Raw genomic sequence first — 14,153 nt, forward strand, 5'->3', positions numbered from 1 at the left:
ATGTGGAGATGGGCGGAATCGAACCGCCGTGCAAAAAGAATCCATTGAAACGTCTACAAGGTCTAGTTCGTTTTGATTTTTAGGTCTCGGCGCTTTAAACGGACAAAATACGCCAAAACCTTAGCTCCTTTTATTTCAAGACGCAGACGAAGCGGTAAGCGTCTTTAAGCTTCATTGATTACACCGCTTTCGGGCTATGAAGCCTTACCTGAAGCGATGCCGCTTAGGCTAAAGCGTAAGCGGGAGCAAATTCCGCTCCTCCGAAATACGGAGAAGCGATTGATTTTGCTTTTGCAACAACTGATTTGGCAGTTATCGTGTTGCGGACTTTTAAAGCGTTTCCGCAGCGCTACTTTGCGATTTCAAATGGTTTTCCAATTGTCTAGGCCGATCATCCCCCTAAAACACGCCTTCGTAGGCATGCTTTAGGCGAATGATCGTGATTGTCAACGAACTTTGATGTCCCTGGCTATTTCTCTTTCCGTATCCCGCCTTTTCATATCTTCGCGTTTGTCGTACTTCTTTTTACCGCGGGCTATTCCTATAGCTATCTTTATCTTATTCTTCTTATTATACACCTTTAGGGGTACTATTGTCAATCCCCTTATTTTTTCAACTTCGGACAACTTAGCGATTTCTTTCTTGGTTAAAAGAAGCCGTCTGTTTCTTTCGGGGTCGTAATCCGGCGCGTTTTTCGGCTGATACGGAGGGATTGTTGCGCCTACCAAAAACGCCTCGCCACCGCGAATGACAACATGCGAACCTTCAAGGACACCATGCTTTTCTCTCAGGGACTTAACCTCTTGCCCCACGAGCTCCATTCCGGCTTCAACCGTTTCAGTGATTTCATAATTAAACCGAGCTTTTTTATTTTCCAAAAGCATTCTTTTATGATACCAGAGAGGACGATGTTTGGCATTAAATATTACTATTTGGTACTTTGAATTACAAAACTCCCATTTTCATAAAGTCCTGTATTTTTTCATAATATTCTGATATTATCTCCAAGAAGCATGTCAGCCAAAAACAACAGAAAAGCTCCCAAGAACTCAAAATTCACCAACCAGCTCATAACCGGTTTTTTGGTTCTGCTTGTTGTAATGACCTTGTACTCTTTCATCGCGGAGAGAAACAAGGGTCTTGAGGAAATTCCTCTTTCACAGCTTGCCGGCGATATTTCTCTCGGGCAAGTGGAGAAAATTTCCGTTGATGGCGAGAACCTGAATATAGAATACAAAGACGGCTCCACGAAAGAGTCCCAAAAAGAAGTTCAAAGTTCTCTCACGGAAACACTTAAAAACTACGGCATAGAGTCAGAGGTGTTGTCTGCCGTCACCATTGAAGTCAAAAGGCCCGGAGGTTTGGGTTTCTGGTTTTTTCAGTTGGCTCCGTTTCTCATTCCTTTGATTTTTATCATTTTGTTTATTTGGTTTTTGACAAGGCAAGTCAAGGGGGCGGGTATGCAGGCCTTTTCTTTCGGCCAGTCCAAGGCGCGCATTACTTTTCCGCATGACAAAAAACAGCAGATTAAATTCAAAGACATCGCCGGTAATAAAGAGGCCAAAGAGGAACTCAAAGAAATAGTGGATTTTCTGAAAAATCCTAAAAAGTTTTTGGAAATAGGCGCGCGTATCCCCAAGGGTGTGTTGCTTATGGGTCCCGCGGGAACCGGAAAAACGCTTTTGGCAAGAGGCGTGGCGGGCGAGGCGGGCGTGGCTTTTTTCTCAATTTCCGGTTCGGAATTTGTGGAGATGTTTGTGGGTGTCGGCGCTTCGCGGGTCCGGGATTTATTCCAGATGGCCAAGAAGGCGGCCCCAGCCATTATATTCATAGACGAAATAGATGCGGTGGGGCGCGTCCGTGGCACGGGAGTGGGCGGAGGCAACGATGAAAGGGAGCAGACCCTCAATCAGATACTTGTTGAAATGGACGGTTTTGAGCCGAATGAAAAAATTATCATAATGGCAGCAACTAATCGCCCGGATGTTTTAGACCCTGCTCTCGTACGCCCGGGACGATTTGACAGGCGAGTGGTTTTGGATTTGCCGGACAGAAACGATAGGGGAGAGATTTTAAAAATCCACTCGGTGGGCAAACCGTTTGCCGAAGACGTTGATTTAAAGGTTATCGCGGAGCGTACCCCGGGCTTTTCCGGCGCCGATTTGTATTCTTTAATGAACGAAGCGGCAATTTTGGCGGCGCGAGAAAATCGCAACAAAATTTCCCAGTACGACCTTATTCGCTCCATTGAAAAAGTAATGCTCGGTCCGGAGCGCAAGAGCCACGTGCTTTCCAAAAAAGAAAAAGAGATTACGGCATATCACGAAGCGGGACACGCTCTGGTGGCTTCCGTTTTGCCTTACGCCGACCCTGTGCATAAAATTTCAATAATTTCACGTGGGCGAGCCGCCGGCTACACTTTGAAATTGCCTTTTGAAGACAGGCGGTTGCAATCGCGCAAAGAATTTTTGGACGATATTGCCATGTCTCTCGGAGGGTATGTTACGGAACAAATGGTTTTTGACGACCTAACGACCGGCGCCTCAAATGATTTGCAGGTTTCAACCGCCTTGGCTCGCGATATGGTTACAAAATACGGCATGTCGGAAAAGATAGGGCCGGTGGCTTTGGAGGGCGCGGGAGGGCTTTCCCCATTTGGTGGCAGAATGAACTCGCATGAATATTCGGAAAAAGTCGGAGGCGACATAGACGCGGAGGTTTCCCGTATCATGAACGAGGCGCGCCAAAAAGCCATAGATATCATCACAAAACACAAAGCGGCCCTTGATGCCATTTCAGAGCGACTTATAGAGACGGAGACGATAGAAAGAGAAGAGTACGAAAAGATAATAATAGCGCACGGAATAATGCCTAAAAGGAAACAGGATATTGAGCATCAAGAATAAGCTCTGCTTATTCTTGGAATTTCTAATTTCTTCCTCTACATGCTCAAAATGGCGAGCGGAGTCGAGCCGTAATTCACTGTGAATTATGAAACACCTGCCCCCCCACGAGGGAAAGCTCCCAAAAAAGTGACCGCTCCAAGGGCGCTTGCCCTGGGCTTAGGTCACTTTTTTGTGACTTTCCTCGTGGGGGGGTCGCCTACTGTATTTCGTAATTCAAGATAATTCACCTAATTTCTGATAAAATTCCTAATTCCCGACTCTCAAAATTAACCTAAGATGTCTTTCTTAATTATCTGGCGCAACCACGAAGTCAATTATCAATCCTAAACTGATATAAACCAGTTCCGTCAAACAGTTTTGCAATTAAAGCTTCTATTTCTTGTCGTCGCTGTTCGTATAGAGTCGCATTCTGAGGTTGTTTTTTAATATCGGAATCAAGATAACGCAATTGTTCTTTCCATTTCTTATACATTTTGTCCTCGCAGATATGCTTTGACATCGGATTTTGAGCCCACAAATTTGTAGTGTATTTTCGCCACTCGCTCAAGGTAGAGTCATGACGGGAGCCACCGTCTAAGTATTGGCACAATTCAGCATTATCTGTCTCATAAGCGAGTTCAACCACACAATCATCCATTTTCATGGAATGAGCCATTGCGCCATCCAAACAGAAAGAAACATCGTTCTTTTGCTGAGCGAGATCATTAAAACATTCATACTGTGATAATGAACATTCATAAGTGTAGGTATATGTTCTGCCGTCACTTAAAAAGTTACACATATTGGAACACACTGCTACAATTTCGTTGGTATCGGTTAATTCTTGTCGAACATCTTTATAACATTGGACTTTCCTTTCTTTACTGAAAACTTGAGAAGTTGCAGACGAGAAAAGATGACCGCAGTACTCATATTGGACTTTGTTCACTGCGAGGGAATAGGTCACTTCACCGGCGTATGCAATTCCCCAAAAAACAATAGTTATACCGATAACCGGCATAATCCTTTTCCACAGTCGGTCTCTACGAGCGCTTGCATCGGTAGAGTTTGGATCATGCTGTATCATAGTCATTCTTTTTTTGATAATAAGACGATTTTTCCAAAAGGCAAATAAAAAAGCCACCAATCCCATAATTGCAATTGACATGTAAATAAGACCACCAACATCAAAGAAACTGTCGCGAAAACGGTATTTTTCTAATAAAAACCACATACCGTAAAATACGCTGAAAACCAAACCTGAAAGAATACCTATGTATGAATTTACAAACATAGGATTTTCTGAAGGGATAGCAACTGTCTTTGCTTCGCGGTAGATAACGGCTTGTGCAATAAAGATATAGACAATTAAGCCCACGATCCCCAATGTCCCAGAAAACAGAAGAGATAATATAGCGAGAGAATACAAACCAAGTGTTAAAAAAACAAGTTTCATAAGTTGAAAGAAACCCTAGTTAATAAATAACTTCGGTATGAGGAAGCATTTGTTGAATTTGCATAATTTCCGCGTTGGATAAGGGGTTGTCGGTGATAACAATCGTTTTCAGATTTTCCAGTTTTCCTATCTCATTTGGCACCGAGGTTATTTGATTACCGGCAATATTTAATGTTTCCAAGCTACTAAGTTCGCCAATACCTACGGGAAAAGAAGTCAGCTTAAGTCCGCCGATGTTTAACTCCCGTAAATTGTTGAATTTGGAAATCCTTTCAAAAAACAGATTTCTAATTCGCGGACTCGATATGCTCTTGCCGGTACCATCTAAATAAAGGACTGTGATTCCTTCGGGATTCTTTCGTATGTTACGTTCTATTTCCGCATATATTTTGTAATCCGCGTAATCGTGTCGTATATATTCATGTATATATGGATTTAACACAGTAGAAAGAACTATTAACCCGATACCGATTAGGGATAATACAAATAAACCAATCTTTGGAGTGTGTGATTGAATGAATTCTGGCTGTCGGTTCAGCAATCGCAGAGAAAGCCACAGCAAGACGATTTCAGCTGAAAATGAAATAATAACTAACCACTGGAAAACAGAGATACCGTGATATACAGGAAGATGCATTCCTAACCTAAATTCAATATACGATTGCGTCAATAACAGCAAAAACAAGATAAGAAAGATCGCTAACCCCAAAGAAGTAATATGCTTATTGCCTTTTTTTATAAAAAAAGAAAGAAAAAAACCAAATAGCCCCAACAAAGGGACGAAAAGAACTCCCCAAAACACAAGCGGTATAGAAGCGACGAACAAGAGAAGGAAAATGATTGCAAACATAGTGCCTGCCGCTCGTATGATAAAAGGACTCTCTTGGTACCCTGTCATATAACTATTAAGTGTATACCATGTATTTGGTTTTGTACATTAGTTTTTTATTGGCAAAAGTTTTTTTTGTTTGCCATTAATCTGCATTCTTCCGGCAGAAACATCGTGCAAAGCGATTCTTGTCCAAGTTGAAACGTAAGGACTGCCGGTTGTTAAGGATTTAGTGGCTACGCTTTTTTACGGCCGATTCGCTTTAGGCGAGCCGACTTTTCTTTTATAATTTTTTGTTTTGGTATATGATAATGCTGTAAAACGCGCCTGTAGCTCAGTTGGTTAGAGCACGGAGCTTATACCTCCGGGGTCCTTGGTTCGAGTCCAAGCAGGCGCACCAAAATGGAAAAGTCCATACCTCGCCTTAAAAAAGAGGCCATGTTGGCGAATAAAATATTGTGGTATAATAAAAATATGAAAGAATTTTTAAAGAAAAATTTTGCCATAGTGTTGGCTTTCACCTTGCCTGTCGCGCTAATAGTCGTCTTGGCTTTAAGCGTTTATTTGCCCTCTGTCTTTCTTTCCACCGACTACAACTTTATATATTCCACTTGCGAATTCGGAGCGAATCGCTACCCTTATAACTGTGATGATTATCTGCAGAAACGTTACTCTGTTGTTCAAGGAAAACTTGTCACGAATGCCGTTGACCCCGTTGTAGTTAATTCTAACCCACTCAAAGACACGGATGGAGACGGGATTGCTGATGTTGTAAATTACACTTCCCGCATTTTTTTGCATGACACAGAAAAAAACGAAAGCCGAGAAATTACATTAGAAGAAGCAGAGACGCTGTCGTTAAGCGGACTTTTGACTTCTCCTGATGGAGTTACGGTTTCAAGTTATTATAATAACGGGGGCGATTTCTTCTTTCCTTTTGGCGGAGGTTCTTCCTCGTATGGTTATTACCTTACAAAAGGAAGAAGCAGGAGCAAACTCAATCTTATAAATCGCGGTGATCGGTATTATTACCAAGACAATTTCCAATTTATCGGGTGGATTTTGCCCGGTAGAAATTAACCGGATACAAATATGAACAAAGAAGAACTATTACAAGAACTTTCAGCCAAAGTAAGAAGCGGGGAAATCAGTGGCGATGAAATAATCAGCCGACTTAACTTGGCGCCCGCGACACGAGAGGCAAGTGGAGAAGGAACGAAAAAACTGTCTACTTTTTCCGTAACGAAAATGTTGTATGTTTTGGGCGCGGCGATAGTAATAATCGGCATTGTCATTTTTGTCGCTCAAATTTGGGAAGATGTCGGTTCATTTGGCAGAATAGCGGTAACTTTGGGTCTCGGTTTGCTGTTTACCGCAATAGGTTCAGTACTGTTGAATCAAAAACCGGATGACAATATAGGCCCGATTTTCCATTTTATCGGCGGTATGCTCATTCCGAGCGGTGTTCTTGTTACGCTCCACGAACTTGGAATAGGTTTCGTATCTTTGTGGCCTGTCACTATTACATTTGGAGTTATTTTTGCGTTCTATTTATTGCTAAACTCGGTTCATAAACACCCGGTTCTAACTTTTTTCGCTATTGCAAACGGCACGGCATTTATTTATCTCATTGTTGAGGCAATCGTTGAAGGTCCTTCCTATATGCATGAAGATTTATATGCTTACTTGACGATGGTGGTGGGCGCGAGCTATCTATTGCTCGCTCACTCTTTCCGTGAAAGTTGGAACAAAAATCTTATCGGAGTTCTCTGTTTCTTTGGTAGCGGTGGATTTCTCGCCGCCGCGTTCTCGCAAGTTTTCAATTCTTTGCCGTGGCAATTGCTCTATTTCTTGATTGTGCTTTGCGGTCTGTTTCTGTCGGTGTATATGAAAAGCCGTATCGTTCTCATCATGAGCACTCTTTTTCTCATCGCGCACGTTTCGTATATCACGGGTGAGTATTTTGCGGACTCTTTAGGATGGCCGATTTCTCTCGTGATGCTTGGTTTCGTGTTCATTGGACTCGGATACGCTTCGGTTGCTATCAACAAGAGGTATATCAATACTTAAATTTCGTTACTGCTATCCGCCCTACTCAAAATGAATTTCCGATTTTTCGCGGGAGGCAAGGTGTGATTTAAGCAGTGGGTAGCTTGAGAGCGTCTCATCGTCATCAAGAAGTCGCGCCGCCTCGGCGCGCGCCGCTTCCACCATTTTGATATTTTTAAGAGCTTCCATGCCGATATCCGTAATGCCCCACTGTTTTACGCCGGAGAGCTCGCCGGGACCGCGAATTTTCAAATCCTCCTCGGCCAGTTCAAAGCCGTTTTTAGCTGTTTTCAAGGCCCGAAGCCGAGCCAAGGTTTTAGAACTTGAGCTTTCCGTAAACACAAAACAGCGCGCTTGATGGTTGCTTCTTATGACTCGTCCGCGTAACTGATGCAATTGGGCGAGACCGAAACGTTCCGCCCCTTCAATAACAATGACGGTGGCGTTTGGAACATTCACTCCCACCTCCACCACGGATGTCGCCACTAAAATATGCGTTTTACCTTCGGCAAAATCTTTCATAACTTCCTCTTTTTCTTTCGGTAGCATCTTGCTGTGGAGTACGCCGACTTCATATTCTTTAAAAACTTTTTCCTTGAGCCGTTTGGCTTCCGCTTTTGCTGATTTAGCTTGCACAGCCATCTCTTTTGTCGGGTCGGGTTCGTCAATCCGAGGACATATTACATAAACCTGCCTTCCGTTTTTCAATTCTTCGCGAATTTTTTCGTAAGTTTTATCGCGTCCGCTCGGCAAAACCATCTCGGTCATAATCGGTTTTCGGCCCAGTGGCATCTGGTCAATTAAAGTCAGGTCAAGGTCGCCGAAAATAGTTAAGGCCAACGTGCGCGGGATAGGGGTGGCCGTCATCGTCAGCAAATGCGGATGGCACGCAGATTCTCGCGGATGAAACGCAGATTTTCTTGCAGATTCATATATAATTCTCTGAATATCTACTTTTTTCGGGCTAAAGTTTACCAATAAAGCTAATCTGTATTCAGATCCCTTCAGGTATCCCCATAATTGTTTCTTTTCCGTATTACCGACAAATGGAAGTGCCTTGAGTTCTAAGATTATTTTATCTTCAATAACAAAGTCGGGTCGATAAACCCCCATTTTTTTGTTTCTGTAGTAAATTGGAATTTGCTTTTCTCTTGAGTAGGACAGTCCGCATTCGGCAAATTCTTCTACCAACGCTTTTTGATAGATAATTTCTTTATGGCCAAGTCCTAGTCCATTAGCTACTTTAAAAATAGCATTTCTGATTCTATATGTTAGATCTTTATATAATAAATCACCGTTGGAGTGAATATCTGCTTCTCTTACACCTGCGTTGATCCGCGTTTCATCCGCATTAGATCTGCGAACCAACGCTTTGCGCTGGTTGATTCCAAACCTGTGTTGCTCGTCTATGATGACATAGGAGAGGTGTTTGAAACGAACGGTTTTTTGAATAAGAGCGTGAGTGCCGATAAGGACGGCTATTTCGCCACTCTCTACCCATTTTAAAAGTTGCGCTCTTGAAATATCCGTCCATCCTTTGGGGTTCACTTTAGAAGGGAATTTTCGGCATTTTTCGCCTGTTATGAGCCCTATGTTTACGCCAAGATAAGCGAAATATTGAATAAAGTTTTCAAACTGCTGTTTTGCCAGTATTTCGGTGGGACACATATATGCCACTTGCAATGTTCCAAAGTCCTGGGATTTGGGTCGGGTGGTAACGGCGGCAAAAGCGGTCGTAGCCGCCACGGCCGTTTTACCGCTTCCGACATCTCCTTCCAAAAGACGAGACATCGCGTGGCCTTTTTTAAAATCGTCCAGAATTGTTTTAATGGCGCCTCTTTGGGCTTCTGTCGCTTCAAAAGAAAAACGTTTTATAAACTCTTCCACGTGTCGTTCCTCCGGTTCAATAACGAATGCCGGATTTTTCCGATACTCTTTTTTAACTTTCTGCCTTTCAAGCTGTATCAAAAAAACTTCTTCAAAAGCAAATCGTTTTCTGGCGGCCAACGCGTCATTTTGGTTTTTCGGGGCATGTATCCAGAGGAGAGATGTTTTAAATGAGGGCAAATTGTATTTTTTCAAAATCTCCTCGGGCAAAGGGTCGGAAAGTTTATCTAAAATTCCTGATTTAAACACTTTGGAGATGGCGTGATAAAACCAATTTGAAGTGATGCCTCGTGATTCCGGATAAACCGGATACAAGGTGTGCTCGTCTTTCGCACTTTTACCAAAAAGAGAATCCCCCACGCCTGTCGGTATTTTGTCCACCTTTTCAATCTTTGGATTGCTAAAATACAAAATGGGTGTAGCGCTCGGTGTATAGTTCGCTGAATGGGGAGAAGGACGTCTTTGCGAGATTTTACCCTCTATGCGAACAAGCGAGCCCTCAAGAATCATTTTGGCAATATATGGCTGGTTAAACCAAATCACTTTTATATTTCCCGTTTCGTCTTCAACTCGGGCCTCGGCCATCGGGATTTTTTTACGGTAGGCCTTGCTAGTTTTCAAGTTTCCAATTCGCCCGAAAACCACCGCCGTTTCTCCGGCGGAAAGAGAACCGATATTTTTCATTTCCGACACGTCTCCGTACCGGACGGGGAAGTGGTAAAGCAAATCACGGATGGTCGTGAGGCCGAGTTTTTTCAATGCTTTTTTCTGCGGTTCCAGAAGGCGAAATGTTTCTTCTATGAGGTGGTTACTATCCATGCGGTCTATTGTATGTGAGATTTCCGGAACTCACAAATGAGCCGAACTAAACCAAAAAACGCCAAAGACAATGCCTCCGGCCTTTTTATACGGCGTCTGCCAAAATTCGTAAATTTCAAATCTCCGCCTACTATTTCCTGTAACTAAAAACAACCAAAGCCAAAGTCGTCATTAAAATGGTAACATCGCGGAATATGATGTCTAGCGCTCCCCAGTTCCAAAATATAAGACCGGCAAGAGAGAGCGAAGCGATAACCGAAGGAATGAAAATTTTCCTGCCAAAAAGTATCCAAATCGCCAAAATAATTTCAATAACACCCCAGATTATGAGAAGTGTGGGGCCGGGGATATAGTCCAGCATAAAGGCGGGAAAAAAACCGACCCAATCGATAGGATTCAGAAAACCTGAAATTGCCGCGTATGTAAAAGAAAAAGCAACGCCTAAGCGAAGAAAAAGCATAGCGATTTTTTCTCTTTTTAAATCCATGGATAGTTGTCTTATTTATCTCTAATTGGAAATTTTTAATTTAGAATTTTATTAGGTTAATTAGGCAATTAGGTGAATTAGGAATTCCGTTCAATTCCTATTGAACGGTAATAGTCCCCGTATGTCCCGGCGCTACGTGATTGTGATATCCCCATACGCCCGTTCTTTCAAAAGTAAATTCATATTCGGTGCCGCGTCCGCCGGAACCGCATTGGTCAAACGAACTTCCAAGACAGTCGGAGTCGGATTTTTCAGGGTAAAGCGAATGTGTCGGGTGAATATCAGAACCCACCCACATCGGCCTGTCGCTGTCGTTTATAAATAGAACGGTCTGACCTTGTTTTATTGTGACTGTTTTTGGCGAAAACTGACTGCCTGTGTATCGGACTGTGATCGCGTCGGTCATTTCTTCAGACGACTGGTTATCGCCACTTTCGGTGGAATCAGGTTCTATAATGGTGGATCCGGTGGGGCATGACGCGAATTGACAGCTGGGCGCCACACGCGATACAAACGAGCCGTCTGAACACTCTCGGACATCGGCGGCGCAAGCCACCGGCTCGTTATCCACGTCCGTTTCCGAACCGTCGTCAGTGTTGTTGAAAAGTAAAATCCCGCCGACGACAATGACAATAAGTACGATTATTATAATGTAGTATCTTGGGTTCATTGGTGTTTGTGGGGTGTGTGAAGCTAAACCTCTAACGTGGTGAATAATAATATCGCGGAATGTTCAACATTACTTATTATATCCTTTGTTACTATGTTCTATTATATATCAATTTACTCAACACACAATGGGGAATTGATGAAGGGTGTTTGTAACCCCTTACACCTATCAGAAAGTGGCTTTATTCCTCCTTTTTAAAGGAGGTGGCACATTCTTATGTGACGGAGGATTTGGGGAAATGGTGAGGGAATTTTCAATTTTGCAATTTTCCCCGTAAAATCGCTTCGCTCTCACGGGGCAGGCAATTTTCAATCAATTTTCAATAAATCAATTTTCAAACAAAGAAACAATCAAGGTGGGACGAATATTGGCTACGAATTTGATGCAGTGAAAATTTTCTTACCTATTCTTATGTGACGGAGGATTTAAAAATCCCGTGGCTCTTCGGAATAAGAGTGTGAGGGGTTACGAATGTTTCTATCGCCTAAAGGCCTTTAATATGGTAGAATTTTTTGGATTAACTGTTAGTAGTTAGGGTGGGATGCGTGAGCGGTTTAAACGAGCGGTCTTGAAAACCGCCAGGTCGAAAGGCCTCGTGAGTTCGAATCTCACTCCCACCGCATTGACAACCTGTTAGTTTTGTGTCCCGCAAGCTCGACGCCGAGATGTGACCCACAAAGCTACTTACGGGTTTAAATTTAATAGTATTTTTGAACAATAGCGAGAAACAGCTCGGCGTTTTTTCGCATCAAATCTTTCATCTCAGGAGTTAGATCAATCTCTCCATGATAATCCGCTAGCTCACCCCTATTGGTCACCTCGAAATACGACTCCGCATTTGTTATGAATGAATGCACAAGCGGATCATCCTTCAGTGCGATACGAATGTTGTCTATCTGCCTGCCTGAGTAGTTTCGCGTGGGATCGGGTAAAAAGAGAATCCTTGTGATACCTGGCATTTCTTTAGGGGTCACATCGTGCAAATTCCCATCAGTATCTTTCCACACCGCATGGAATTCTGCTTCTGCCATAACGTCTGGCATCGTCTCCCATATCTGCCAACCGTATTGAATGGAACCACCAGATTTATGGATAGCCTTATCTACATTGCCATAGCACTCATTCACGATAGCTTCCTCGACAGGTTCGATCTCCAAGTACACAGCTTTCTGTCCGGGTGCAACTTTCTGACAGAGTGCAATGATCTCCGGCAACGTACCATCCGCAGTTTTGGGTAATGGAAGATTTGGTGGCATATCGTGCAAATTATAACAAAAACCACCGGTTAAGGTGGTTTGCGATTTCTATCCGAAAGACCTCTATTCGTTCAGTAGCGTAATCTTCTTGTCGTTCAGCACGAGTCTCGATCGCAGATGTCCCATCAGCTCACGCTTCTCCAGTGGCGTGCCCTCGCGCAGAACATACTTCGCATATTCGCGCGTAGCAATATCATCCTCGTCAATCTGCATCTTAGGTTTTCCTTTGACCGCTAGTCGTTGCAGTCGGTTGAACCGCTTGATCTCTTCCTCAAGCTTCATCCGCATACCCAGCTCGTTGATACTCACTTTGTCGATGACCTTGAACAGCTCCTCAATCAGTTCTTCCTCGCGGATGTACTTGTTCTTGCAGTTGCGATCCCTCGCCTTCGAGCAGGAGTAGTAGACGTACTTTGCGTTCGTACCGTCTTTGAGATCTTTGTATTTCTCTTGTGCTGTGATGCCCGATCCACACATACCGCAGGTGAAGAGTTTGGTGAAGGCGAACTCTCGGTTTTCTCTGACTATCTTGTCGCGCTTCAGTTGTTCCTGCACTTTCTTAAAGAGTTCTTCGGTGATGATTGGTTCGTGTGCTCCTTGATACCACTGTCCTGATTTTTTCGGATACTCGAAAGGTCCATAGTAGATTGGCATTTGAAGCATCCGGTATACGCCAGAGAGTGTCAAAGGTCTGTTACCGCGTGTATGGAAGTTGAGGTCGAAGCGCAACCAGTTGTATACTTTGCGACCACTCCAGTGTTCGTATGCGACTTTCTCGAACATTTGCTTCACGACCGGCGCACGTTCTGGGTCTATAGCAATCCGGCATTTGCGATCCATCAGTTTCTGATTGAGGTACCCAAGTGGTGCCATTCCCGGCCACAGTCCCATCTCAACTCTTGTCCGTAGTCCTCGCTTAACATTGATCCCTCGGTTGTCGTTCTCAAGTTTTGCCTGACTTCCGAGAATCATCAGCAAGAACTTCTCGTTTGGATTATTCCTAAAACTCTGTCCATAGGTGCGTATTTCATGAAGCTTTCCTGCATCCATTAAGTCCACTATCTTACCAAGGTCGCCAGCGTTTCTTGATATGCGGTCGGGTGCCCATGTCAGGATGCCGTTGAACTTTCCATCTCCCAGTTCCTCAACTATCTCGTTGAACACCGGCCGTTGTCCGGTCTCCTTAGCCGAGTGACTCTCTCGCTTCATAGTCACTACTTCCAGACCCTCTCGTTCAGCGAGCTGGAGCATCTCTTTAATTTGGCTGTCTATAGACAGCACCTGCCGTTCCTCTGACTCAGTACTTTTTCTCGCATAAAGGCAGTATCGAACCCTTATGGGGATTGCTTCTTGTTTGGCCACCATCCCTTGTGGCGCTTGTATTGTTGCGTTTTTCATACAGCCCAATGAATGACGCAACTCGCTCTAGGAGTCTAGAGCGTCCCGAGTAGGTAAGAAGTTGGTAACTTTTTTGTTGAAATTGATTAATCTAGCCGGTAATACTGATCTGTGTTGAAGTAACGAATATCCTATGCAAGCACTTGTATCCCTTACAAGGGTATGATATATATTAAAAATATGAGTAAAGGAACAGAAAAAGGAGAGACCCCTAGAGACCGATTCAAACGCTTAGCAACACTCCGAACAAATGGAGTCCTTCAACGACTCAAGGTCTTGGGTAATTGTTCTAATCGACAAGCATACGAGTATGACGAAGAAGATGTCGATAAAATTTTCTCAGAGATTGACAGGAGGGTGAAGGAGATCAAGGCAAAATTCCACTTCCCTAAGAAGCGAGAATTTAAACTTTAAACC

Annotated in this window: 12 protein-coding genes, 2 tRNA genes and 1 other RNA gene; 6 read left to right on the plus strand and 9 right to left on the minus strand. The window is 43.5% G+C overall.

Annotated features, from left to right (window positions below; translation table 11 throughout):
* Together ssrA and smpB are read right to left on the minus strand one after the other, a co-directional pair.
* Window positions 1–399: a transfer-messenger RNA gene (ssrA, locus tag Q8P86_03870) on the minus strand.
* A gap of 47 nt (window positions 400–446) precedes the next feature.
* Window positions 447–884 carry an SsrA-binding protein SmpB gene (gene smpB / locus Q8P86_03875; GenBank protein ID MDP3996802.1) on the minus strand — a complete coding sequence of 146 codons (438 nt, stop codon included), beginning with the start codon at window positions 882–884 and terminating at the stop codon, window positions 447–449.
* Between the two features lie 129 nt (window positions 885–1,013).
* Between smpB and ftsH the strand changes: the two genes are divergently transcribed.
* Window positions 1,014–2,906 (plus strand): ATP-dependent zinc metalloprotease FtsH, encoded by a 1,893-nt coding sequence (ftsH, locus tag Q8P86_03880; GenBank protein MDP3996803.1) that lies wholly within the window; start codon window positions 1,014–1,016, stop codon window positions 2,904–2,906.
* A gap of 310 nt (window positions 2,907–3,216) precedes the next feature.
* Here ftsH and Q8P86_03885 read toward each other — a convergent pair whose 3' ends face one another.
* Window positions 3,217–4,341 carry a hypothetical protein gene (locus Q8P86_03885; protein ID MDP3996804.1) on the minus strand — a complete coding sequence of 375 codons (1,125 nt, stop codon included), beginning with the start codon at window positions 4,339–4,341 and terminating at the stop codon, window positions 3,217–3,219.
* Window positions 4,342–4,360: 19 nt separating this feature from the next.
* Complete coding sequence (locus Q8P86_03890; protein ID MDP3996805.1) at window positions 4,361–5,239, minus strand: hypothetical protein; 879 nt, start codon at window positions 5,237–5,239, stop codon at window positions 4,361–4,363.
* A 254-nt stretch (window positions 5,240–5,493) separates the two neighbouring features.
* On the opposite strand from Q8P86_03890, the gene Q8P86_03895 reads away from it, so the two are divergent.
* From Q8P86_03895 to Q8P86_03905, 3 genes are all read left to right on the plus strand, one after another.
* Window positions 5,494–5,570, plus strand: a tRNA-Ile gene (locus Q8P86_03895).
* Window positions 5,571–5,644: 74 nt separating this feature from the next.
* Window positions 5,645–6,250, plus strand: a complete 606-nt coding sequence (locus Q8P86_03900; protein MDP3996806.1) for a hypothetical protein — start codon at window positions 5,645–5,647, stop codon at window positions 6,248–6,250.
* 12 nt (window positions 6,251–6,262) lie between these two features.
* Window positions 6,263–7,240 (plus strand): hypothetical protein, encoded by a 978-nt coding sequence (locus Q8P86_03905; protein MDP3996807.1) that lies wholly within the window; start codon window positions 6,263–6,265, stop codon window positions 7,238–7,240.
* Between the two features lie 21 nt (window positions 7,241–7,261).
* Here Q8P86_03905 and Q8P86_03910 read toward each other — a convergent pair whose 3' ends face one another.
* The 3 genes from Q8P86_03910 to Q8P86_03920 all read right to left on the minus strand — a co-directional run bounded on the left by Q8P86_03910 (window position 7,262) and on the right by Q8P86_03920 (window position 11,082).
* Window positions 7,262–9,925: a GxxExxY protein gene (locus Q8P86_03910; protein MDP3996808.1), complete on the minus strand. Its 2,664-nt coding sequence runs from the start codon at window positions 9,923–9,925 to the stop codon at window positions 7,262–7,264.
* 130 nt (window positions 9,926–10,055) lie between these two features.
* On the minus strand, window positions 10,056–10,412 hold the full coding sequence (locus tag Q8P86_03915) for a hypothetical protein (GenBank protein ID MDP3996809.1): 357 nt from the start codon (window positions 10,410–10,412) through the stop codon (window positions 10,056–10,058).
* A 97-nt stretch (window positions 10,413–10,509) separates the two neighbouring features.
* Window positions 10,510–11,082, minus strand: coding sequence for a hypothetical protein (locus Q8P86_03920; protein MDP3996810.1), 573 nt, complete (start codon window positions 11,080–11,082; stop codon window positions 10,510–10,512).
* Window positions 11,083–11,617: 535 nt separating this feature from the next.
* On the opposite strand from Q8P86_03920, the gene Q8P86_03925 reads away from it, so the two are divergent.
* Window positions 11,618–11,702: transfer RNA gene (locus tag Q8P86_03925), tRNA-Ser, on the plus strand.
* Window positions 11,703–11,780: 78 nt separating this feature from the next.
* Here the strand turns inward: Q8P86_03925 and Q8P86_03930 are convergent.
* Both Q8P86_03930 and Q8P86_03935 read right to left on the minus strand, forming a co-directional pair.
* Complete coding sequence (locus Q8P86_03930; protein MDP3996811.1) at window positions 11,781–12,338, minus strand: zinc chelation protein SecC; 558 nt, start codon at window positions 12,336–12,338, stop codon at window positions 11,781–11,783.
* 63 nt (window positions 12,339–12,401) lie between these two features.
* Window positions 12,402–13,736, minus strand: a complete 1,335-nt coding sequence (locus Q8P86_03935) for a recombinase family protein (GenBank protein MDP3996812.1) — start codon at window positions 13,734–13,736, stop codon at window positions 12,402–12,404.
* Window positions 13,737–13,916: 180 nt separating this feature from the next.
* On the opposite strand from Q8P86_03935, the gene Q8P86_03940 reads away from it, so the two are divergent.
* Window positions 13,917–14,150: a hypothetical protein gene (locus Q8P86_03940; protein MDP3996813.1), complete on the plus strand. Its 234-nt coding sequence runs from the start codon at window positions 13,917–13,919 to the stop codon at window positions 14,148–14,150.
* The last annotated feature ends 3 nt before the right edge of the window (window positions 14,151–14,153 follow it).

The sequence above is a fragment of the bacterium genome (genome assembly GCA_030699905.1).
GTDB lineage: Bacteria > Patescibacteriota > Minisyncoccia > Phycocordibacterales.

Bases quoted from the DNA above. Each gene is read 5' to 3' on its own strand.
- smpB (MDP3996802.1), bottom strand. From the start codon at position 884: ATGCTTTTGGAAAATAAAAAAGCTCGGTTTAATTATGAAATCACTGAA.
- ftsH (MDP3996803.1), top strand. From the start codon at position 1,014: ATGTCAGCCAAAAACAACAGAAAAGCTCCCAAGAACTCAAAATTCACC.
- Q8P86_03885 (MDP3996804.1), bottom strand. From the start codon at position 4,341: ATGAAACTTGTTTTTTTAACACTTGGTTTGTATTCTCTCGCTATATTA.
- Q8P86_03890 (MDP3996805.1), bottom strand. From the start codon at position 5,239: ATGACAGGGTACCAAGAGAGTCCTTTTATCATACGAGCGGCAGGCACT.
- Q8P86_03900 (MDP3996806.1), top strand. From the start codon at position 5,645: ATGAAAGAATTTTTAAAGAAAAATTTTGCCATAGTGTTGGCTTTCACC.
- Q8P86_03905 (MDP3996807.1), top strand. From the start codon at position 6,263: ATGAACAAAGAAGAACTATTACAAGAACTTTCAGCCAAAGTAAGAAGC.
- Q8P86_03910 (MDP3996808.1), bottom strand. From the start codon at position 9,925: ATGGATAGTAACCACCTCATAGAAGAAACATTTCGCCTTCTGGAACCG.
- Q8P86_03915 (MDP3996809.1), bottom strand. From the start codon at position 10,412: ATGGATTTAAAAAGAGAAAAAATCGCTATGCTTTTTCTTCGCTTAGGC.
- Q8P86_03920 (MDP3996810.1), bottom strand. From the start codon at position 11,082: ATGAACCCAAGATACTACATTATAATAATCGTACTTATTGTCATTGTC.
- Q8P86_03930 (MDP3996811.1), bottom strand. From the start codon at position 12,338: ATGCCACCAAATCTTCCATTACCCAAAACTGCGGATGGTACGTTGCCG.
- Q8P86_03935 (MDP3996812.1), bottom strand. From the start codon at position 13,736: ATGAAAAACGCAACAATACAAGCGCCACAAGGGATGGTGGCCAAACAA.
- Q8P86_03940 (MDP3996813.1), top strand. From the start codon at position 13,917: ATGAGTAAAGGAACAGAAAAAGGAGAGACCCCTAGAGACCGATTCAAA.